A 20,830-nucleotide genomic window follows, 5' to 3' on the forward strand; every position below is an offset into this window, starting at 1 on the left:
CGTCAGGGACGGCCGGCTAGGCGAAGCTCTCCAGTTCGACGCCGGCGGCCTCCAGGGCCGTCCGGATCGCCGTGGCCGTCGCGATGGACCCGGGCGTGTCGCCGTGCAGGCACAGCGAGTCCGGCGCCAACCGGAGCACGGTGCCATCGACGGCCTCGACTTCGCCCGTCGTGGCCAGGCGCACCGCCCGCTCGGCGATCCGACCGGCGTCGTCCAGCACGGCACCCTCCTGTGAGCGCGGCACCAGGGTGCCGTCCGGGAGGTAGGCGCGGTCGGCGAAGGCTTCGGAGAACACGGGGTGGCCGGCTTCCTTGGCGATGCCCAGCAGGGCGGAGCCCGGGAAGCCGAGAACGGGCAGTCCGGGATCATAGGCCTGGATGGCGGCGATCACGGCGGACGACTGTTCGGCGTCGCGCACGGTGCGGTCATACAGCGCCCCGTGCATCTTGACGTAGTCCACCGAGGCGCCGACCGCGTGCGCCACGCCGTCGAGGGCGCCGAGCTGGTACAGCACGGCACCGAAGAGATCATCGAAGGTCATGTCCAGGGCGCGGAGGCCGAACCCGGCCAGGTCCGGGTACCCGATGTGGGCCCCCACCCGGACGTCGAGCTCGTACGCGGCCCGGCACGTGTCCAGCATGGTCACGGGGTCGCCGGCGTGCATGCCGCAGGCCACGCTGGCGCTCGTGACAAGCGGGAACATGGCGGCGTCGTCACCCATGGTCCAGGTCCCGAAGGAGTCCCCCAGGTCAGCGTTCAGATCCAAAACGTGCCGCCATCCTTCGTTGAAGCCTTCGCTGAGACGTTCCGGGCGCCGCTGGCCGGCGGCGTGTCGCGGTCATCGTCCGGCGCGTCGTACAGCGCGGCCGGCCCGGAAGTTTGCGCCAGGGCCCGCAGTTCTCCCGGAATCGTGTCCGGTATGGGACCAAACGCTTCCTTGGCGTTGGCGACGACCGCGCGGGCCATCAGCCGGTTGCCGACGCCACCCACGACGGCGCCGACGCCGAAGGGCAGGGCGCGGCCCAACCAGGCCGTGCCCTGCTTTTTCAGCAGGGAGCGCAGGAACATCGTCTGGATCCGCTCGCGCACGGTGCCGAAGCCGGCGAGGGGAACGCGGCGGGTGAAGGCGGCGGTCCAGGCCTGGGACGGGCCCTTGCCCCGGCCGGCTGCCTGTCCGCTCAGCGAGCTCAGCAGCTCGGTGCCTTCCTCGCCCAGCATGATCGCCATGACGAGCGTGCTCGCCCGGTCCGGATCCACCATCCGCACGCCGTGCAGTTCGGCCAGCGCCGTGGAGTACAGGGCGGTGGCCTCCAGGAAGCCGACGGCCGCGGCGGCCGAGAGTCCCAGTGCTGCCGCGGTCCCGACGCCCGGGATCACAGCCGCTCCGCCGACCAGCGCCCCGCCACCGGTGACGGCCAGCAGGTAATCGCGCTCCAGGATCGCGGCGAGCTGCGCCGACGAGGCCTGCGGGTGCCTGCGCTGGAGCCTGCGGATATTGGCCAGCACCAGCGGGCGCTGGACTTCAACAGCGCGCAGGAGCACGTTGTGAAGGCCGGGCCGGGGCTGGCCGGCGGCGTCGAACATCGCGCTGTGGGCTGTTTCCTGGGCAATCTTCATTGCCGGGTTGCTGCGCTTGGCCATGATCGCCTCTCGTCGGAACCGTAAAAGTAAGTTCACTTAACACTAGGGCACGCGCCGGGCAGACTCGGCCCCGGCCCCGCCGGCGGCGGACGGCCCGGGTGGCTAGCGCGGAGTGCGGATGAGCTTCTTGTTGACGAACTCGTCCATGCCGAACCGGCCCAGTTCACGGCCGACGCCGGAGCGCTTGACGCCCCCGAACGGCAGGTCCGCCTGGGTCTGGGCCACGGAGTTGATGAACACCATGCCGGTATCCAGCTGGTCCGCGACCTCCTGTGCCCTGGCCACGTCGGCGCTGAACACCGAGCCGCCCAGGCCGTACGGGGAGCCGTTGGCCAGTTCGATCGCCTCGGCCGCATTCGCCACCTTGTAGATGACCGCGGCGGGACCGAAGAGTTCCTCGGAGAACGCGCGCATGTCCGGCGTCACGTCGGTCAGAACGGTCGGTTCAACGAACGCTCCCGGACCGTCCACGTGGTGTCCGCCCGTCCGGAGGCTGGCGCCCTTGTCCACGGCGTCCTGAATCTGCTCGATGAGGCCGTCGGCAGCGCTTTGGGAGGACAGGGGGCCGAACGTCGTGTCGGCCTGCAGCGGGTCCCCCGGCTTGATCCTGGCCATCCGTGCCGTGAACTTCTCCACAAAGGCGTCGTAGAGGTCCTCCACCACAATGAACCGCTTGGACGCCGTGCACGCCTGCCCGGCGTTACCCATGCGGCCGCCGACGGCCGCCTTGACGGTGGCGTCCAGGTCCTCGGAATCAAGCACGATGAACGGGTCGCTACCGCCGAGTTCCAGGACATACTTTTTCAGGTTCCGCCCGGCCACCTCGGCGACAGCGGAACCGGCCCGCTCGCTCCCGGTGAGCGAAACACCCTGGAGACGGTCATCCGCGATGATTTCCGCGACCTGCTCGTTGGTCAGGAACAGGTTGACGTAAGCGCCGTCCGGGAGACCGGCGTCTTTGAAGATCTGTTCGATCGCCAGGGCGGACTGCGGGCAGCTTCCGGCGTGCTTGAGCAGGATCGTGTTGCCAAGGACCAGGTTCGGAGCGGCAAACCGTGCCACCTGGTAGTAGGGGTAATTCCACGGCATGATGCCTAGCAGCGGTCCCACCGGAGCGGAGCGGACCACGGCCTCGCCGCCGCCCCTGACGTTCAGCGGCTCGTCCTTGAGGAATCCGGGGCCCTCGGTGGCGTAGTAGGAAAAGATATCGGCAACAAGTTTCACTTCACCGCGGGACTGGGCCAGCGGCTTGCCCATTTCGGTGCTGATCAGCCGGGCCAATTCGTCCTGGCGTTCCAGGTACAGCTCGGCGACGCGCGCCAGAATCTTCGCCCTGTCTTCGGCAGGGCCGGAGCGCCAGGCGCGGAAGGCCTCCTGCGAGGCGGCGAGCGCCTGCTCCACCTCGGCTGCGGTTGCAACCGGGAATTCCTTCAGCGTTTCTCCGGTTGCGGGGTTCACTGTCTTGTAGGCAGTCATTGATCCACCATCTCCGTTTCGTGGCTAGTCGAGCCGAATCAGGCGCAGTCCGTCGGGGCGCCGGGACGGCGCCGGCGTCGGTCTCCGCCCAGTGCACGGGGCCAGCCTGCCTCATGAGCAGAACCGGTCCCATCAGGCGGCAACCCCGACGCGGCGCTGACTATTCCGTGAGAGACGACGCTCACGGCACGGCGGCGCAACGCCGCCCGGGCGCAACGCCCGGGCGGCGGCTCAGACCGCGGCCCGCACCACCGGGATCGACGCCGTCGGGAGGCCGCTGGGGAAGATGGTGGGCTCGGGGGCCGCGACCGGGGCCAGCGGAACACGGACGGGTTCGGTGCCCACGGTGAGCAGTTCCCCGCGCACGTCGACGTCCAGCGGTGCGCCGTCCCGGACGGTCAGGGTGATGGAGCCCTGATCGAGCCCGACGTGCAGGAGCCGGCCCTGGATCTTCAGGCAGAACTCGAGTCCGTCCCATTCGGCGGGCAGGCGCGGGTCGAAGTACGGCACGGCGCCCTGGTCCCGGAGGCCGGCGAAGCCGCTGACCAGCGAGCTCCACACGCCGCCGGTGGAGGCGATGTGCACGCCGTCGATCGTGTTGCCGTGGGTGTCGTCGAGGTCGATGAACAGAGCGTGCGTGAAGTGGTCCAGCGCGGCCTTGCCGTAGCCGACCTCGGCGGCCATGATCCCCTGGACGCAGGCGGACAGGGTGGAGTCGCCGGTGGTGATGGGGTCGTAGAAATCGAAGGCGCGGCGCTTTTCCTCGGCCGTGAAGTCCTGCCACTGCAGGAACATGGCCAGCACGGTGTCGGCCTGTTTCAGGACCTGGTGCCGGTAGATGACCAGCGGGTGGAAGTGCAGCAGGAGCGGGTACTTGGACCGGGGCGTGGTCCAGTCCCACGGCTCCAGGGTCATGAAGTCGTTGTCCTGGGAGTGGACCTGAAGGTCCTCGTCGTAGGGCAGCTGCATCCGGTTCGCGGCCTGTTCCCAGAGCTCGCGTTCGGCGTCGCCGATCTCGGGGTGGTCCAGGGCGGCGGCGGCGCGGAGGTTAAATCGGGCCATGACGTTGGTGTAGAGGTTGTCGTTGACCACCGCGGTGTATTCGTCCGGGCCGGTGACGCCGTGGATGTGGAAGAGCCCGTCCTTGCCGAAGAAGCCCAGGGACACCCACATCCGGGCGGTTTCGATCAGCAGTTCGGCGCCGAGGGTTTCTTCGAAGGCCCGGTCCCCGCTGGCCCAGATGTACCGGTTGGTCGCGAAGGCGATTGCTGCGGCGATGTGGAACTGGGCAGTACCGGCCGCGTAGTAGGCGCTGGCCTCAAGCCCGTTGATGGTCCGCCACGGGAACAGGGCGCCGTCGACGCTGAGCTCCTTGGCCCGGATCTTGGCCTCGGGCAGGAGGTCGTGGCGGAATTCCAGGACCTGCCGGGCGTTGCCCGGGTTGGTGTAGGTCAGGTAAGGCAGCAGGTACACCTCCTGGTCCCAGAAGTAGTGGCCGTCATAGCCGGAGCCGGACACTCCCTTGGCCGGGATGCCGGCCACATCGGCGCAGGCCGTGGCCTGGGCGAGCTGGAACAGGTTCCAGCGGACGGCCTGCTGAAGCTCGGACTGGCCCGCCACCACGATGTCGCTCGTCGTCCAGTAGGCGCGGTAGTGGGCCTCGCTCTGGGCGAAAATCTCGCTAACCGGCTTGAGGCCGGCTTCGGCGTTGTCCGCGAGGTCCTCGGCGGCCTGGCCCACGGCGTAGCTGACGCTCTTCTCCAGCACGAACGGCTCATCCGCGCTGACGGCGAGGACGTAGCGGACGCTGCTGTCGTCCTGGTCCACCAGGGTGTCGAACGGCTGCACCCCGGCCGAGGTCCAGTGATCCACGGCCATCCCGAGCCGCTGCTTGGATTCCGCGGCCTCCCAGGACAGGCGCAGGGAACCGTCTCCGCCGTCGAGCCGCAACGGCAGCAGCACCCGCCCGGCGTGGCGGCCGGCGCGGCGCGGGTCGTGGGCGGAGTGGTCCTCCACCGGCTGGTCCTGGCGGTTGATCACCGAGGACGTCACGTCCGCGGAGATGTCACGGTCGGCCGCCACCTCGAGGCTGATGCCCAGCGCGCCGCGGGATTCGTAGCCGACGGCGCGGCGCTCGGTGGTGGTCACGGTGGCGCCGGAGCGGCACTGCCACGTGATCCGGCATTCGTAGAGGCCGGTGGCGAAGTCCACGCTGCGGCGGTAGTCCAGCACCGTGGACTCCTCCAGGCTCAGCGGCTCGCCGTCGATGATCACGGTGAAGTTATTGGCGTCCGGGACGTACAGGATCCGCTGCCCGGTCCGGGCGAACCCGTAGGCGTTCTCCGCATGCTTGATGTCCCAGGTCTCGTGGAAGCCGTTGATGAAGCTGCCGGGAAGCTCGGCGTCGGCGGCGGCCCAATGCGCGCCGCGGATCCCCAGATGCCCGTTGCCCAGGCTGAACAGGGTCTCCAGGGTGCCGGCATTGCCGGGAAGGTGGACGGTCTCGACCAGTTGCCAGGGATCGTTGGGGAACCGGGCGCGGTCCGAGGTGATGAGAGCCATGGTTGAGGGGTTCCTTCGGGGGTGAGCGGTGCGGGAGGGTGCTGCGGGCAGGCGGTGCGGGCGGCCGGGAACGGGCGCCGGGCTAGAGCAGTTCGGCGAGGTCGTTGACCACTACCGTGGCGCCGGCGTCGAGCAGGGTCTGCCGGCCGGCGCCGCGGTCGACGCCGATCACCGAGCGGAAGTCTCCTGCGCTGCCGGCCTGGACGCCGGAGACGGCGTCCTCCACCACGACGCACTGATCGCTCGGCAGTCCCAGCAGGCGTGCGGCGTATTCGTAGGTGGCCGGGCTGGGCTTGCCGGGCAGGCCCTCGGTGACCGCGACGACGCCGTCGACCACCACCGGGAAGTAATCGGACAATCCGGCCGCCTTGAGCACGGCCGGGGCGTTGCGGGAGGAGGAGACGACGGCGAGCTTGAGCCCGCGGACCAGTGCGGCGTCGACAAAGCGGACGGAGCCCTCGTACGGCTGGACCCCGCCGGCTTCGACGATGTCGTTGAAGACCTTGTTCTTGCGGTTGCCGAGTCCGTGGACGGTGTCGTGGGCGGGGTCGTCGTCCGCCGGGCCCTCGGGCAGCACAATCCCGCGGGAGGCCAGGAAGTCCCGGACGCCGTCGAACCGCGGCTTGCCGTCGATGTGGTCGAAGTAGTCGCTCTCCCGGTACGGGGCGGCGTCGGGAACGGAGGCCAGGAAACCGTCGAAAAGTTGTTTCCAGGCATGCTCGTGCACCACCGCGGTGGGCGTCAGGACGCCGTCGAGGTCAAAAAGAATGGCGGAAGCGCCGGAAAGCGCACCGGCGAGGCCGGAGGTATCGGGAACTGAAGTCATGGGTCATAGTCCTTTCAGACGGCGGGCATGCAAGACGGCGTTGTTCAAAAACTCTTGAGGTGCCCGGTTCACGGGCGTTGGCTGAGACCGGTTGTTTGAGGTCATCCGGCGCGACGGCGGCCGCTGCCCGTGGTGCTCTGTCAGGGGCACCGGGCCTCCGGCGCCGGGAGCCATCCGGTTGGCCTGATTGGCCTGGTTCAGCGGGTTCAGCCGGTTCAGCCGGTTCAGCCGGTTCAGCGGGTTCAGCGGGGGATTGTGCTCGTGCGCTCTACCAGTTTCGTTTCCAGCAGATGGCTCGACGGCGGCCCGGCCGGTGGCGGATTGGGGAGGCCCGAGCGATGAAGTCTGTCAATCAGCAGGCTGGCCGCGAAAGCGCCCTGGTCGGCCACGGGCTGGGCCATTGTGGTCAGTCCCAGGAACCAACTCATCTGATGATCGTCTATTCCTATGATGGACACGTTTTCCGGCGCTGACAAACCGAACTCCCGCAAGGCCATGAGCGCGCCGAACGCTGTTTCGTCGCAACCGGCGAAGATCGCGGACGGCATCCGGCGTTTCTCCATGAGCTCCACCATGGCCAGCCGGCCGCCCTCGATGCTGGAACCGGCGTCGACCACAAGGTCCGGATCGGCTGTGAGGCCGTGGTCGGAAAGGGCCAGTTCGAAACCCCGGCGCCGTTCGCTGGCGGTCACGAGGGAGGGCGCGCCGGTTTCGCTGCCGGCGAGGATGGCAAGGTCCGTGTGGCCCAATCCCAGCAGGTGGTTCGTGGCCGCGCGGGCGGCGCCCTCGTTGTCGATGCCCACGTTGTCCCACGGGACGTCGTGCATCCCGACGCTGGCCACGGCGAGGCCCGAAGCCGCTAGAGCGGCCATTTCGGCCTCACCGAGGGCAATGTTGAGCAGCAGGACGCCGTCCACGCGCTGCGCCAGGCCGGCGAGGTCGCCGAAGAGTTTCTGCTGCACAGTGGGCCGGTTCCTGAGGCTGATCAGGACGGTGTCGTAGCCGCCGTCGGCAAAGACTTCCTCGGCAGCTTCCACCGCCCGGGCAAAGAACCAGGCTGTGGCGGTCGGGGCGATGATGGCCACGGAGCCGGTGCTTCCGCCGGCGAGCCGGGATGCTGCGGACGAGGCTTTGTAGCCGAGCTGGGCCGCCGCGTCATTGACCCGCGCCCTGGCGTGTTCGGAGACGTTGGGAAGCTGCCGGAGCGCACGGGAGACGGTGCAGATGGATAGCCCGGAGAGCGCGGCGACGTCCTGGATGGTCACGCGCGAGGTCTTGGCCTGCGGCACGGGCTCAGCCCTTTCTTCCCCCTGAAGTAGTGGGCCCGGTGTTCATGGCCGAGGTCGATTGTAAACGCTTACAAATTTGGCATGCAAGTGGACGATCCGGACTGCCCGACGGATAGTCAGCGGACCGGTCAGCGCAGGTCAGCGGCCTGACCAGCGGCCCGGTCAGCGCAGGACGTAGTGGCGCAGAAACGCGCCGACATCCACGAGTTCCGCCTTCGAAATCGAATGGCCCATGCCGGGGTAGGTCCGGGCCGTGAGCTGGGTGTTCCGGTGGAGCCACTCCTCGGTGTGTTCGGTGGCGGCGTCGTTGATGACGACATCGCCCCTGTCCCGGCCCCAAAAGAACGGCGGCCGGGAGGTAAAGGATTCGCTCATGGCTAGGAGTTCGTTGTCCAGGACAAAGCCCGAGAGGCCCACGACCGCGCGGAACTGTTCCGGCCGGAGCCGCAGAAGCGTGCTGGCCATGGCCATGCCCTGCGAAAATCCGAGCAGGCTGACACTGCTGTGCCGGGCCTTGACCGATTCGATCCACGCGAACACCGAGTTCGTGGAGGCGATGACGTCGGGAAAGTCATGCGTGAGGAAGTAGTCCAGCAGGAACCAGCCGTAGTGGTCGCCGATGTCCTTGGGCCCGCGCAGGGCGGCGCAGCTAAACTCCGGCGGCAGGGCACCGAACAGCTTGGCCATGCGGGATTCGTCCGTGCCGTAGCCGTGCAGCATCACCAGCAACGGCGTGCCGGCGCGTTCGTGTTCGGGCTTTGACCAGACGACCGTCTCCATGGGCTCAGCCTATCCAGACCTGCCGCGCGCTCCGGGCGCGGGGTCTGCTCCTGAGGATCGGGTCCGACACTTCCTCGGATATCTGACCTGCAGGGGTTTCCGCTACGAAACCGGATTCTCGCACCCCGGATCCGCGGTGCGGCCTCCCGAAAGCGCAGCGGTCGTCCGGAAACGGTGCGTAAAATTCCCGGCGAGGCGGAGTGCGTTTCATTGAAACAGCCGGGGCGGGGTTGTAGCGTGACGCTGGACAGCATGCTTATCATCCCCTATCCGCCCCACAGGGCACCAAGGAGCACTTCATGAGAATCGGTTCCGCAATCTTCCTCATCGCCCTCGGCGCCATCCTCGCCTGGGCCGTCACCCCGGGGCTGATCCCCAATGTGAACCAGGCCATGATCGGCTACATCCTGATGGTGGTCGGAGTTATCGGACTCATCGCATCACTCGTCCTTGCCTCCCCCGGACGCGGCCGCACCCGCCGCGTCAGCGAAAGCCGCACGGTTGTGGACCCCAACACCGGCGAGACCATCACCCGCAATGAGAGCCGCGACGCCGGCATCTGAGCCCTGCCCGCGCACCCTGCACGGCGCGGAATCCAACGACCCGGAAGCCGGGCCGGACTTCAATGTCGGGCCCGGCTTCCGCCATGTTTCTCACCAAGCAGCCGCCCAGACCGCACATGCCCAACCCTCGGCGCCATCACCGGACATGTCCCCCGGCATCTCCCGCCCGCAGGCCCGGGCCGGGCGCAGCACATGCCCAACCCCGGCGGGAGCAACGGACATACTCCCAAATTGCCCACCGCCAAGCCGCCCACTGGACATGTCCCCCGGCATCTCCAGGCCGGAGGCCAAGCCCGAACGTCAACCCAGAGTGCACGCGCCCAATCCTCGGCACCATCACCGGACATGTCCCCCGGAGCCCGGCCCGAGCGCAGCACATGCCCAGCCCCCGGGGCGAAGAGTGGACATAGTCCCATCCTGCCCACCCCTCGGCGCGAGCACTGGACATGTCCCGCGGGGGCCGCGCGTCACTTCTGCGTTCATGTTGTTTTTCATTGACAAACCAACAAGAACAAAGATAAAGTCAAACAATTCCACTTCATGTGATGGGAGTCACTGAAGCCCCAGGAACGCAGAACAAGAACCAAGTCAGATGCAGTACGCAATGGAGGGTAAGTGTTCGCCGAAGAACGCCAGCAGCTGATCGTGGGGCTCATCTACGCCAGCGGCCGGGCCAGCGTCACGGACCTGGCCGAGCGCTTCAGCATCACCACCGAGACCATCCGCCGGGACCTCGCCGCCCTGGAAGCTGCCGGCAGCGTCCGCCGGGTGCACGGCGGCGCGGTCTCCCCGGACCGCTTCAGCACCACGGAAGAAAGCATCCTGGAGCGGACCGTCCAGCGGCAGCCCGAAAAGACCCGCATTGCCGAGGCCGCCCTGGCCCTGATTCCCCAGAGCCTCAGCGGCAGCATCCTGATCGACGCCGGTTCCACCACGGAGGCCCTCGCCGAACTCCTCGCCGCCCGGGCCGCCGGGGCCGCAGCAACGGGCAGCCTCCCGGCGACCGGACCCGAGGCCGAACTCGTCGTCATCACCCACTCCCTGCCCATCGCCTCCCGGCTGTCCGGCGAACCGGGCATCGCCCTGCACCTGCTCGGCGGCAAGGTCCGCGGACTAACCCAGGCCGCGGTCGGCCAATCCACGGTGGAGGCCGCGCGCCGGATCCGGCCGGACATCGCGTTCATCGGCACCAACGGCATCCATGCAGCCTTCGGGCTGAGCACACCCGATCCTGAAGAAGCCGCCGTCAAGGCGGCCTTCGTCCAATCAGCGCGCCGCATTGTGGTGCTGGCTGATTCCTCCAAGCTGGATGCAGAGACGCTGGTCCAGTTCGCCTCGTTGAAAGATCTGGACACCGTGATCACAGACACGCAACCTAGCCGGGAACTCGCCGACGCCCTTGCGGAAGCCGGAGTGGAGGTGGTGGTCGCGTGATTGTCACCCTCACCGCCAACCCCAGCCTGGACCGCACCGTGGCGCTGCCCGGCCCCCTCCTCCGCGGGGAAGTACAGCGGGCCGTCTCCGTCCGCCAGGAATCCGGCGGCAAGGGAGTCAATGTCTCCCGCGCCCTCGTGGCCTCCGGGCTCAAGACCATCGCCGTCCTTCCCGGCGCCGAGGCCGATCCCGTCCTCGCCGGGCTGCGGGATACGGAGGTGCCGTTCGCTGCCCTCCCGATCGGCGAACCGCTGCGCAGCAACGTGGCCCTCACCGAGCCCGGCGGCGTCACCACCAAGATCAACGAACCCGGACCGGTCCTCAGCGAGGACCAGCAGGAGGCCCTGATCAGCCTGTTGCTGGACCACGCCCGCGGTGCCGCCTGGGTTGTCCTGGCCGGCTCGCTCCCACCCGGAGTTCCGGCCGAATTCTACGCCACCGTCATCCGGCGGCTGCGTTCCCTGTTTGATGGCGAGGCCGCACCCCGGGTCGCCGTCGACTCCTCCGGCGAACCTCTCGCCGCAGCGGTCTCCGGCGACGCCTCGGGAATGCCGGACCTCTTGAAACCCAACGCCGAGGAACTGGCGGAACTGGCTGCGGCAGCCGGCTTCGCCACGCACAAATCCGCCGAGGAGCTCGAAGCGGACCCGGAGGCTGCAGCAGCAGCAGCCGCCGCCGTCGTGCGCTCCGGAGTGGGTGCTGTACTGGCCACCCTCGGCTCCAAGGGTGCCGTTCTTGTAACGGCCGACGGCGCGTGGCTGGCCACGCATCCGCCGGTCACCGCGGTCAGCACTGTCGGCGCCGGCGATTCGTCGCTGGCCGGATACCTGCTCGCCTCCAGCCAGGGCGCCGCCCCGGTCGATTGCCTCCGTCAGGCGGTGGCCCATGGTGCCGCCGCCGCTTCCCTGCCGGGCTCCACTGTCCCGGCAGTCAACCAAACCACCCCTGATGCCGTAACCATCACGGCCCTCCGGAAGGATTGACAGTGACTCAGCTCATTACCACCGAACTGGTCGAGCTCGACCAGAACCTGGGCAGTTCGCCCGAGGACGTGATCCGGCACCTGGCAGGCAGAGTTGCGGCCAACGGACGCGCCACCGAGGTCGAAGGCCTCTTCGCCGACGCCTTCGCCCGGGAGTCCAAGACCGCCACGGGTGTCCCGGGCGGCATCGCCATCCCGCACTGCCGCTCGACGGCGGTCACCGAGCCCACCCTGGCGATGGCGCGGCTGTCCCAGCCGGTCGACTTCGGTGCCAAGGACGGGCCCGCGGACCTGATCTTCTTCATTGCCGCTCCGGAGGGCGCGGACCAGGAGCACCTGAAGCTGCTGTCGAAGCTGGCCCGGTCCCTGATCAAGAAGGACTTCACGGCCAGCCTGCGCGCCGCGACCTCCCCGGCAGAGATTGTCGAGCTCGTCGAAGCCGCACTGGCGGACAAGCCCTCCGCCCACGCCGCTGCCGCGCCGGCCGCTGCCGCCGCAGGCGCTGGCGCTGGCACTGGCGCTGACGCAGCCACCGGGGCCGCAGCTGGCACTGCCGGGGAAGGCACGGGCACGGCGAAGGCCAAGGGACCCAAGCGCCTTGTCGCGGTGACGGCCTGCCCCACCGGCATCGCCCACACCTACATGGCCGCCGACTCGCTGGTCGCCGCAGCCAAGGAAGTCGGCGTGGACCTGCAGGTGGAAACCCAGGGGGCCTCCGGCGCCAAGGCCCTTGACCCCGCCGTGATCGCCGCCGCCGACGCCGTGATCTTCGCGGTGGACGTGGACGTGCGCGGCAAGGAGCGCTTCGCCGGCATGCCGGTGATCAACGCACCGGTCAAGCGCGGCATCGACGAACCGGACAAGATGGTTGCGGAAGCACTGGCGGCCGCGGACAACCCGCACGCCCGCCGCGTCCCGCACTTCGCTGAAGACCAGGCCGAACACAACGCCGAGGAAAAGGGCGAGCACATCGGCACGAAGCTGAAGAAGGCGCTGCTCACAGGTGTCAGCTACATGATCCCGTTCGTGGCAGGCGGCGGTCTGCTGATCGCCCTCGGCTTCCTGTTGGGCGGCTACACCATCACCGGCTTCGCGGACAAGATCCTGGCAGAGAACAGCCTCTTCAATCTGCCCACCGTGTACCCGGAACTGGCGTGGGGCCCGATGGGCGCGTACCTGGGTGCCGTGTTCTTCAAGATCGGTGCCCTGTCCCTAGGCTTCCTCGTGCCCGCACTGGCCGGCTACATCGCTTACGGCATCGCTGACCGGCCCGGCATCGCCCCGGGCTTCGTGTCCGGCGCCGTAGCCGTCTTCATGGGCGCAGGCTTCCTCGGCGGCATTGTGGGCGGCCTGCTCGCCGGCTACGTGGCGCATTCGATCGGCAAGCTCAACGTGGCCCGCTGGCTGCGCGGCCTGATGCCGGTGGTTATCATCCCGCTCGTGGCGTCGCTCGTTTCATCGGGCATTCTGTTCATTTTCCTCGGCAGGTACGTCGCCGCCGTCACCACCGGGCTCAACAACTTCCTGGCCGGCCTGACCGGCGCCAGCGCCATCGCCCTGGGCATTGTCCTGGGTCTGATGATGTGCTTCGACCTCGGCGGTCCGGTCAACAAGGTGGCTTACTCCTTCGCCGTCGCCGGCCTGGGAGCCGCGTCCATCACCAACCAGGCACCGTGGCAGATCATGGCGGCCGTCATGGCCTCCGGCATGGTCCCGCCGCTGGCCATGGCGCTGGCCTCGACCGTGCTGAACAAGCGACTCTTCAGCCTGGCGGAACAGGAAAACGGCAAGGCCGCCTGGCTGCTGGGAGCCTCGTTCATCTCCGAAGGCGCCATCCCCTTCGCCGCCGCCGACCCGCTCCGCGTCATCCCCGCCAGCATGCTGGGCGGTGCCGTGACCGGTGCCATCTCGATGGCAGCAGGGGTGGGATCGAAGGCCCCGCACGGCGGAATCTTCGTCTTCTTCGCGATCGATCCCTTCCTGATGTTCGTCGTCGCGATCGCGGCCGGTACGGTCGTGAGTGCCTTCGCCGTGATCGGGCTCAAGCGCTGGGCAGTCAAGAAGCCGGTTGATACGGTGGAAACGGTTCCCGTAGCCGCCTAAGCCAGTCCAGGGCGACTTTCCAAGCAGATATTCACAGCTGATAAACACCCAAGCTGACTTCAAGGAGCAGAAATGACCGAACGTAACGCCACCATTGCCAGCCGCGTCGGGCTGCACGCCCGCCCGGCCGCCATCTTCGCCGAGGCTGCGGGCGAGTTCGACCACCTCGAGATCACGATCGCCCGCTTGGGCGAGCCGGAGGACGAGGCCATGGACGCCGCCAGCATCCTGTCGCTGATGAGCCTGGGCGCTTCGCACGGCGAGGTTGTGGTGTTGCGTGCCGAGGGCGAAGGCGCCGACGCCGCCCTGGATCGCCTCGTGCAGATCCTTGAGACGGATCACGACGCCGAATAGCCGCACCGTCCGGCGCCTGCGCCCGGACACCCGGCAGTAACAAGCAGCATCAGAAGGCCCGGCCGCCCCCGACGAGGGGGCGCGCCGGGCCTTCGTGTTCCCGGGCATCGCCGGGGCCCTGTGCGCTATCCGCGATCGTTGTCAGTGGGCTTAGTAAGTGCTTGTCACCGCCTTGCGGCGCGGCTAGTTTGGAATCCGCGGCGGCAGCGTCCGCGGGCCGTCGCGGAATGGTTCCCAGCCGAAGGAGATGATCGCGTGACACGCGTGCAAAAGAGCATCGGGGCGGACGTTGCCGTGCCGGCCACCCGACGCCGGCAGCAGCCGTTCATGGAGATCGCCGCCGGACCGGCCGCTGACGAGACCCGGGGGGGGTAGCCATGCCGACGAAGAGGGGCGGACCCCGCGGCGCAGAGAGCCCAAGCATCAAGGACCCCGAGCTCTACGAGAAGCTGGTCGAGGACGGCGCGTCAAAACAGAAGGCTGCCCGGATCTCCAATGCGGCGGCGAAGCGCGGCCGGTCCGCGGTGGGCCGCAAGGGCGGCAAGGCCGGGGACTACGAGGACTGGACGGTCCCGCAGCTCAAGGAACGGGCCAAGGAGATCGGCCTCAAGGGCTACTCGGCCAAGAAGAAGAGCGAGCTCATCTCCGCCCTGCGGAACTCCTGAGTCTGATGGCCGCGGCATCCCTGTCCACGGCCTCAGGCACCCTTGCGCGCCCTTGCCGCCGTGGTCTTGGATGGCGTCGCTTTGGGAGCCGCCTTAGGCGCCGTGCCCTTCGCAGTGGCGGCCCGGCTTTCGCCGGCGCTGCTTTCAGTGGCGCCGCCTTCTCCGGTCTTCTTGGCGGCGGCCTTGGGGGCCGCAGCCTTAGAGACGGCCCCGGCCGGTGCCTTGGCCGGCGCCTCGACCGCGGTCTTCGACCCGCTCCCGGCGGCCGCCGGCCCACCTCCGCGCTTCTTCTCCAGGCTCCGTTTGAGGGCCTCCATCAGGTCAATCACTTCGCCGGTGCCGGTTTCGGCAGCGGCGGCGCCAAACGTTTCTTCGGTGTCCAGGGACTCCCCCTTCTCCAGCTTCGCGTCGATGAGCTGGCGGAGCTGGAGCTGGTAGTCGTCCGTGAACTGTTCGGGGTCAAAGTCCGCGGCCATCGAATCCACCAGGGCGGCGGACATTTCGCGTTCCTGGGCGGAGATGCGGATCGAGGTTTCGAGGGCCGGGAAGCTGGCCTCGCGTACTTCGTCGGCCCAGAGCAGCGACTGCAGCATCAGGATGTCCCCGCGGATCCGCAGGGCGCCCAGCCTGGTCTTTTCCCGCAGCGCAAACTGGACTATCGCCACCCGGTCGGTGTCCTCGAGGGCCCGGCGCAACAGCACATAGGCCTTGGGCGACTTGGAGTCCGGTTCCAGGTAGTAGCTCTTCTCGAACATGATGGGGTCGAGCTGGTCCGCCGGGACGAACTGCACGACGTCGATCTCGTGGCTGTTCTCCGCGGGGATGGACTTCAGTTCCTCCCGGGTCAGGATCACTGTGCGGCCGTCGTCTTCATAGGCCTTGTCGATGTCCTCGTAGTCGATGATCTTGCTGCAGACCTCGCAGCGGCGCTGGTACCGGATCCGTCCGCCGTCGGCGTTGTGGACTTGGTGCAGGCTGATGTCGTGGTCCTCAGTGGCGCTGTAGACCTTGACGGGGACGTTGACCAGCCCGAATGCGATCGCGCCCTTCCAGATGGCTCTCATGGGACTAGTGAACACCAGAGCGGTTCGGAGGTGAAGACTGTTGGCTGAGCGAACCACGCAGCCGGCCGCGCAGCCGGCCGCCGGGCGGGATGCCCAGCGGGAAAACACGCCCCCGGCAAACGGCCGGCAACGGGTCCTCGTGGAGGGCCGCGAGCTCGTCCTGACCAATCTGGACAAGGTCATGTACCCGGAAACCGGCACCACCAAGGCAGACGTTCTGGCCTACTACGCCGCCGTCGCGCCGGTGCTGATCCCGGCGGTCCGGAACCGGCCGGCCACCCGGAAACGCTGGGTCCACGGCGTGGGAACGGCCGAGGAGCCGGGGCAAGTGTTCTTCCAGAAAAATCTGGACGAATCGGCACCCGGCTGGATTTCCCGGGCGGCCATCAAGCACAAAGAGCACACGAACCAGTACCCCTTGGTCAACGATGCCGCCACCCTCGCCTGGCTCGCCCAGATCGCCGCCCTCGAAATCCATGTCCCCCAGTGGCGGGTGGATTCGCACGGCCGAGCCCTGCCGCCGGACCGGATGGTGCTGGACCTGGACCCCGGCGACGGGGCCGGGCTGGCCGAATGCGCGGAAGTGGCCAAACTGGCCCGCGCCATCCTGCAGGACATCGGCCTGGACCCCGTCCCCGTGACCAGCGGAAGCAAGGGCATCCATCTCTACGCCGCACTCGACGGAACCCGGGGCTCTGAGCAGATCTCGGACTTCGCCCATGAACTGGCCCGCGCCCTGGAAGCGGACCATCCGGACCTGGTGGTCAGCGACATGAAAAAGACCCTGCGCACCGGGAAGGTCCTGGTCGACTGGAGCCAGAACAGCGCGGCGAAGACGACGATCGCGCCCTATTCGCTGCGCGGGCGGCTGCGGCCCACCGTGGCGGCGCCGCGGACCTGGCGGGAGCTCAGCTCCGCGTCCTTGCGCCAGCTGGACTACCACGAGGTCATGAAGCGCGTGCAGTCCGGCAAGGACCCGTTCGCCGCGGTCTCAGGCGGCAGCGCCGCCGATCCCCGGCTTGAGTCCTACCGCGCGAAGCGGGACGCGAACTCCACCCCCGAACCCTTCGCGGCGGACGCCCGCGCCGCCGGCACCGTCGCTGGCGCCGGTCCGCTGCGGGAGTCGTTTGTCATCCAGGAGCACCACGCCAGCCGGCTGCACTACGACTTCCGCCTTGAACGCGACGGCGTGCTGGTGTCCTGGGCGTTGCCCAAGGGCGTCCCCACCAGCAAGGCCACCAACCACCTCGCGGTCCAGACCGAGGACCATCCGCTGGACTACGCGGACTTCGAGGGTGTCATTCCCAAAGGCCAGTACGGCGCCGGGACGGTCAGCGTCTGGGACCGCGGCTACTACGACTGCGAAAAGTGGATCGCCGGCAAGGAGGTCATTGCCACGCTGACCGGCGCGGAAGGCGGCGGCCTCGGCGGCACCCGCAGGTTCGCCCTGATTCACACCGGCCAGGCCGACGACCAGTGGCTCATCCACCTGATGGACCCGGCGGGGCCGCACAAGGGACACCGGACAGCAGCGCCCGCAGACCAAGAGACAGGACAGGACGCCGCGCCCGACGGCGGGCAGGAGGCTGCGCCCGGCGGCTCCCCCGGGCAGCCGGCGGCCCCGGGACTTGATCCGCCACCAGGCCGGGCACACGTCCCGGACCCTTCACCGGCACCCGATGTCTCCGGCTTCAGCCCCATGCTGGCCAGCGCGGGGACCGCTGCCGACCTCGCCGACAAGGACTGGCAGGTTGAGCTCAAGTGGGATGGCGTCCGGGCCCTGGTCATCGGCGATGCCACGACCGTCAGGCTCGTCAGCCGCAACGGCAACGACATGTCCGCGAGCTACCCGGAACTGACGGACCGGTCCCTCTGGCCGGAACAGGACTTCGTCGCGGACGGCGAGATCATCGCCGTCGGGCGCACGGGCCGGCCGGACTTCGGCCTGCTGCAGGGCCGCATGAAACTGACGAAGGCCGCCGACGTCGCCAAAGCGCAGGACTCGACTCCGGTGCGGCTGATGTTGTTCGATCTCCTCTTCGACGCCGGCGAGGACCTGCGGCCCCTGCCGCTCAGCGAGCGCCGGCTCCGGCTCGAGCGCTTCATCCGCCCCTCCGGCGCCCACATCGAGCTCTCCGGCGTGATCGACGCCGGCGACGCGCACAAAATCAGCGTCAGGCACATCCTGGAAAGCGTCGCTGAGCTGGGACTGGAGGGGGTCATGGCCAAGCGCACGGACGGCCGCTATGTCGGCCAGCGCAGCCGGTCCTGGCTCAAGCTCAAGCTTGAGCGGACCCAGGAAGTGGTGGTGGGCGGCTGGCGGACCGGAAACGGCGAGCGTCGGGAATCCGTGGGCTCGCTGCTGCTGGGGATCCCGGATGGCTCGAAGCTCCGGTACGTGGGGCGCGTGGGCAGCGGCTTCAGCACCCGCGAGCTGAAGGAACTCCGGCAACAACTGGACGCCCTGCCCCGGAAGACATCCCCGTTCCGGGAGGTGCCGGACGCCGATGCCGCAGACGCGCATTGGGTGAGTGCAAAACTCGTCGGCGAGGTCAGCTACGGGGATTGGACCGGGGGCGGGAAGCTGCGGCACCCGGTGTGGCGCGGCTGGCGCCTGGATAAGACGCCAGCCGACGTCGTGGTCGAACCTGTCGCCGGTCCTGCCGCGGGACCTTAGTCGTGGTGGGGCATCTGCGGACGGCTCTGCCGGTGGATTGCCGCGTCGGCCACTTGCTGGCCTTGCCGTCCGCGGGTGGTGTCACGGTCCTTGGGATGACGGTGTTTGCCGCTGCCGTCCGGCCATTGCTGTCCTTGTGCGGCCGCCGGGGGAACGTGGTGCAAGGCCTCCGGTCCGGGAGCCTCATCCATCGACTGCGCCAGATGGCTCGCAACCTCGGGCTCGATTTCTTCTCCGAACTGATGATCCGCCATCGATCTTCCTTTCCGCTGTAAATAACCGCTGTGAAATGAAGTGTTCATCAATCGTAGGACTGCAGGGATGAGATGTCTGTAGCAGGTGCCGGCGGACTTTCCTTCGGCCTGAATCCGGCCCAAGAACAAGCGTTTGCGGGGGTGGTGAGGAAAATTTTGCCCGCGGCACCGCGGGCAGTGCCGGTTCCCAGTAACCGCGCGGTGAAACAGGGCAAAAGAATATGGACAATTGCCCCCAAATAGAACCTCAAATGCCGGATGATACGGCACCGAACTCGGAAACTCCAGAGAAATCCCGTAAAATTGAAAGCCTGCCCAGAGCGGGGCAGCTACAAGTCGCAAGCAAATGACCTCCATAGGAGTGGCCCAAATGCCCACAGACCGAAGCATGACCGACTCTTCAGCAGGCGTTTTGAACGCCAGCGGAACCAACCAAGTGGCACCCAACGGTGCGAAGAAACCAAAGCTGCGTCGCCGTCGACTCCGTGAGTCCGACGTCAACGTTGTCGACCAGCCGATGCTCAAGAAAGCGCTCGGCGGCACCATCGTGGGTAACACCATGGAATGGTACGACGTCGGCGTGTTCGGCTACCTGATCACCACCATGGGACCGGTGTTCCTGCCGGACGCGGACAAGTCCGTCCAGACCCTGTTCCTGCTGGGAACCTTTGCCGCCACCTTCATCGCCCGCCCCCTCGGCGGCGTCGTGTTCGGCTGGCTCGGCGACAAGGTAGGCCGCCAGAAGGTGCTCGCCGCGACCCTGATGATCATGGCCGCCAGCACCTTCGCCGTCGGGCTCCTGCCCGGCTATGCCCAGATCGGCATCTGGGCCGCGGTCCTGCTGGTCCTGTTCAAGGTCATCCAGGGCTTTTCCACCGGCGGCGAATACGCCGGTGCCACCACCTTCGTCAGCGAGTACGCCCCGGACAAGCGGCGCGGATTCTTCGCCAGCTTCCTGGACATGGGCAGCTACCTCGGCTTCGCCCTTGGCGCGGCACTCGTTTCGGTGCTGCAACTGACCCTCGGCCAGGACACCATGGAGCAGTGGGGCTGGCGCATTCCGTTCCTCCTTGCCGGTCCGCTCGGCCTGATCGCCGTGTACTTCCGGAGCAAGATCGAGGAATCGCCGCAGTTCCAGGCCACCCTGGATGCCCAGGAAAACCTCGCCAAGGACGCCACCGCCTCGGACACGGCAGCATCCAAGGGCCCGGTGGGCATCGTGAAGGCCTACTGGCGCTCCCTGATCGTGGCGATGATCCTGGTCGCGGCGGCAAACACCGCCGGCTACGCCCTAACCTCCTACATGCCGACGTACCTCACGGAGTCCAAGGGCTACGACGAGCTGCACGGCACGCTGCTGACCATCCCCGTACTGGTCATCATGAGCCTGTGCATCCCGCTGACCGGCAAGCTCTCTGACCGGATCGGCCGCCGCCCCGTGCTGTGGATCGGTGCCATCAGCACGGTTGTCCTGGCTACCCCGGCGTTCCTGCTCATCGGCATCGGCGAAATCTGGTCCACCCTGGCCGGCCTCTCCCTGATTGCCTTCCCGGTGACGTTCTACGTGGCCAACCTGGCCTCTGCCCTGCCGGCCCAGTTCCCGACGGCCAGCCGCTACGGCGCCATGGGCATCGCGTACAACTTCTCCGTGGCCATCTTCGGCGGCACCACGCCGTTCATCGTGGCCGCCCTCATCAATGCAACCGGCAACGACATGATGCCGGCCTACTACCTGATGGCCACCTCGGCGATCGGCGCAGTGGCGATCTACTTCCTCAAGGAGTCCGCCCAGATGCCGCTCCCGGGCTCCATGCCGAGCGTGGACACCCAGGCCGAGGCCCGCGAACTGGTCGCGACGCAGGACGAAAACCCGCTGATCGACCTCGAGCACATGGACATGCCGATGGTCCCGGCCCCGGCCGCAGACTCGGCAGCAGGGCGCGTCGACGCCGGGAAAGTCCCGGCCCGGGCCTAGTCCGGCCCGTCCCAGGCCGGCAGCATTAGTCCGGACTCCGTAACAGCCCCGCCCTTAGAGGCCTGTTCCGTATGCTTACCCGTTGGGGATCCATACGGAACAGGCCTTAGGCGTGTCCGCCCTCCGATCCAGCCCCCGGGGAAACCCCGGAGAACCCGGGGAAACCCCGGAGAAAGCCGAGAGGC

At 67.9% G+C, this 20,830-nt stretch carries 17 protein-coding genes; 8 read left to right on the plus strand and 9 right to left on the minus strand.

The window, feature by feature from the left end; translation table 11 throughout:
• Nucleotides 1-16: 16 nt before the first annotated feature.
• The 7 genes from ABD243_RS01660 to ABD243_RS01690 all read right to left on the minus strand — a co-directional run bounded on the left by ABD243_RS01660 (nucleotide 17) and on the right by ABD243_RS01690 (nucleotide 8,574).
• The gene (locus tag ABD243_RS01660; RefSeq protein ID WP_344361325.1) at nucleotides 17-766 is read right to left on the minus strand and encodes a LamB/YcsF family protein; all 750 of its coding nucleotides are present in this window, start codon (nucleotides 764-766) and stop codon (nucleotides 17-19) included.
• Complete coding sequence (locus ABD243_RS01665; protein ID WP_344361327.1) at nucleotides 757-1,641, minus strand: hypothetical protein; 885 nt, start codon at nucleotides 1,639-1,641, stop codon at nucleotides 757-759. The genes ABD243_RS01660 and ABD243_RS01665 overlap by 10 nt, the downstream gene beginning before the upstream one ends.
• A 102-nt stretch (nucleotides 1,642-1,743) precedes the next feature.
• On the minus strand, nucleotides 1,744-3,117 hold the full coding sequence (locus tag ABD243_RS01670) for an NAD-dependent succinate-semialdehyde dehydrogenase (RefSeq protein WP_344361329.1): 1,374 nt from the start codon (nucleotides 3,115-3,117) through the stop codon (nucleotides 1,744-1,746).
• A gap of 231 nt (nucleotides 3,118-3,348) precedes the next feature.
• Complete coding sequence (locus ABD243_RS01675) at nucleotides 3,349-5,679, minus strand: glycoside hydrolase family 65 protein (RefSeq protein ID WP_344361331.1); 2,331 nt, start codon at nucleotides 5,677-5,679, stop codon at nucleotides 3,349-3,351.
• A gap of 82 nt (nucleotides 5,680-5,761) precedes the next feature.
• A complete protein-coding gene (locus ABD243_RS01680) occupies nucleotides 5,762-6,505 on the minus strand; it encodes an HAD family hydrolase (RefSeq protein WP_116765498.1) in 744 nt (247 codons plus the stop codon).
• Between the two features lie 242 nt (nucleotides 6,506-6,747).
• Complete coding sequence (locus ABD243_RS01685; RefSeq protein ID WP_344361335.1) at nucleotides 6,748-7,794, minus strand: LacI family DNA-binding transcriptional regulator; 1,047 nt, start codon at nucleotides 7,792-7,794, stop codon at nucleotides 6,748-6,750.
• Between the two features lie 162 nt (nucleotides 7,795-7,956).
• Nucleotides 7,957-8,574: an alpha/beta hydrolase gene (locus tag ABD243_RS01690; RefSeq protein ID WP_344361337.1), complete on the minus strand. Its 618-nt coding sequence runs from the start codon at nucleotides 8,572-8,574 to the stop codon at nucleotides 7,957-7,959.
• A 299-nt stretch (nucleotides 8,575-8,873) separates the two neighbouring features.
• On the opposite strand from ABD243_RS01690, the gene ABD243_RS01695 reads away from it, so the two are divergent.
• The 6 genes from ABD243_RS01695 (at nucleotide 8,874) to ABD243_RS01720 (ending at nucleotide 14,675) form a co-directional block, all read left to right on the plus strand.
• On the plus strand, nucleotides 8,874-9,137 hold the full coding sequence (locus tag ABD243_RS01695) for a DUF6458 family protein (RefSeq protein ID WP_091250195.1): 264 nt from the start codon (nucleotides 8,874-8,876) through the stop codon (nucleotides 9,135-9,137).
• Nucleotides 9,138-9,752: 615 nt separating this feature from the next.
• Nucleotides 9,753-10,571, plus strand: coding sequence for a DeoR/GlpR family DNA-binding transcription regulator (locus tag ABD243_RS01700; RefSeq protein ID WP_091250192.1), 819 nt, complete (start codon nucleotides 9,753-9,755; stop codon nucleotides 10,569-10,571).
• On the plus strand, nucleotides 10,568-11,554 hold the full coding sequence (locus tag ABD243_RS01705) for a 1-phosphofructokinase family hexose kinase (RefSeq protein ID WP_344361341.1): 987 nt from the start codon (nucleotides 10,568-10,570) through the stop codon (nucleotides 11,552-11,554). The genes ABD243_RS01700 and ABD243_RS01705 overlap by 4 nt, the downstream gene beginning before the upstream one ends.
• Before the next feature lie 2 nt (nucleotides 11,555-11,556).
• The gene (locus tag ABD243_RS01710) at nucleotides 11,557-13,656 is read left to right on the plus strand and encodes a PTS fructose transporter subunit IIABC (RefSeq protein WP_344361343.1); all 2,100 of its coding nucleotides are present in this window, start codon (nucleotides 11,557-11,559) and stop codon (nucleotides 13,654-13,656) included.
• A 72-nt stretch (nucleotides 13,657-13,728) separates the two neighbouring features.
• Entirely contained in the window at nucleotides 13,729-14,010 is a 282-nt protein-coding gene (locus tag ABD243_RS01715; RefSeq protein ID WP_091250185.1) for an HPr family phosphocarrier protein, read from the plus strand.
• Between the two features lie 377 nt (nucleotides 14,011-14,387).
• Nucleotides 14,388-14,675, plus strand: a complete 288-nt coding sequence (locus ABD243_RS01720; protein ID WP_344361349.1) for a DUF7218 family protein — start codon at nucleotides 14,388-14,390, stop codon at nucleotides 14,673-14,675.
• A 32-nt stretch (nucleotides 14,676-14,707) separates the two neighbouring features.
• On the opposite strand, the gene ku is transcribed toward ABD243_RS01720, so the two are convergent.
• Nucleotides 14,708-15,739 carry a non-homologous end joining protein Ku gene (ku, locus tag ABD243_RS01725; RefSeq protein WP_344361351.1) on the minus strand — a complete coding sequence of 344 codons (1,032 nt, stop codon included), beginning with the start codon at nucleotides 15,737-15,739 and terminating at the stop codon, nucleotides 14,708-14,710.
• Nucleotides 15,740-15,920: 181 nt separating this feature from the next.
• Here ku and ABD243_RS01730 point away from each other — a divergent pair, with 181 nt between their 5' ends.
• Complete coding sequence (locus ABD243_RS01730) at nucleotides 15,921-18,416, plus strand: ATP-dependent DNA ligase (RefSeq protein WP_425547111.1); 2,496 nt, start codon at nucleotides 15,921-15,923, stop codon at nucleotides 18,414-18,416.
• Here ABD243_RS01730 and ABD243_RS01735 read toward each other — a convergent pair.
• A complete protein-coding gene (locus ABD243_RS01735) occupies nucleotides 18,413-18,670 on the minus strand; it encodes a hypothetical protein (protein WP_091250178.1) in 258 nt (85 codons plus the stop codon). The genes ABD243_RS01730 and ABD243_RS01735 overlap by 4 nt on opposite strands.
• A 370-nt stretch (nucleotides 18,671-19,040) precedes the next feature.
• Between ABD243_RS01735 and ABD243_RS01740 the strand changes: the two genes are divergently transcribed.
• Complete coding sequence (locus ABD243_RS01740; RefSeq protein ID WP_344361356.1) at nucleotides 19,041-20,645, plus strand: MFS transporter; 1,605 nt, start codon at nucleotides 19,041-19,043, stop codon at nucleotides 20,643-20,645.
• The last annotated feature ends 185 nt before the right edge of the window (nucleotides 20,646-20,830 follow it).

The organism is Arthrobacter humicola (genome assembly GCF_039531445.1).
In the GTDB taxonomy this organism is placed as follows: Bacteria; Actinomycetota; Actinomycetes; order Actinomycetales; family Micrococcaceae; genus Arthrobacter; species Arthrobacter humicola.

What these genes read in the sequence shown, in the direction of transcription:
- ABD243_RS01665 (WP_344361327.1), bottom strand. Translation starts at nt 1,641, where the DNA reads ATGGCCAAGCGCAGCAACCCGGCAATGAAGATTGCCCAGGAAACAGCC.
- ABD243_RS01670 (WP_344361329.1), bottom strand. Translation starts at nt 3,117, where the DNA reads ATGACTGCCTACAAGACAGTGAACCCCGCAACCGGAGAAACGCTGAAG.
- ABD243_RS01675 (WP_344361331.1), bottom strand. Translation starts at nt 5,679, where the DNA reads ATGGCTCTCATCACCTCGGACCGCGCCCGGTTCCCCAACGATCCCTGG.
- ABD243_RS01680 (WP_116765498.1), bottom strand. Translation starts at nt 6,505, where the DNA reads ATGACTTCAGTTCCCGATACCTCCGGCCTCGCCGGTGCGCTTTCCGGC.
- ABD243_RS01690 (WP_344361337.1), bottom strand. Translation starts at nt 8,574, where the DNA reads ATGGAGACGGTCGTCTGGTCAAAGCCCGAACACGAACGCGCCGGCACG.
- ABD243_RS01695 (WP_091250195.1), top strand. Translation starts at nt 8,874, where the DNA reads ATGAGAATCGGTTCCGCAATCTTCCTCATCGCCCTCGGCGCCATCCTC.
- ABD243_RS01715 (WP_091250185.1), top strand. Translation starts at nt 13,729, where the DNA reads ATGACCGAACGTAACGCCACCATTGCCAGCCGCGTCGGGCTGCACGCC.
- ABD243_RS01720 (WP_344361349.1), top strand. Translation starts at nt 14,388, where the DNA reads ATGCCGACGAAGAGGGGCGGACCCCGCGGCGCAGAGAGCCCAAGCATC.
- ku (WP_344361351.1), bottom strand. Translation starts at nt 15,739, where the DNA reads ATGAGAGCCATCTGGAAGGGCGCGATCGCATTCGGGCTGGTCAACGTC.
- ABD243_RS01730 (WP_425547111.1), top strand. Translation starts at nt 15,921, where the DNA reads ATGTACCCGGAAACCGGCACCACCAAGGCAGACGTTCTGGCCTACTAC.
- ABD243_RS01735 (WP_091250178.1), bottom strand. Translation starts at nt 18,670, where the DNA reads ATGGCGGATCATCAGTTCGGAGAAGAAATCGAGCCCGAGGTTGCGAGC.
- ABD243_RS01740 (WP_344361356.1), top strand. Translation starts at nt 19,041, where the DNA reads ATGCCCACAGACCGAAGCATGACCGACTCTTCAGCAGGCGTTTTGAAC.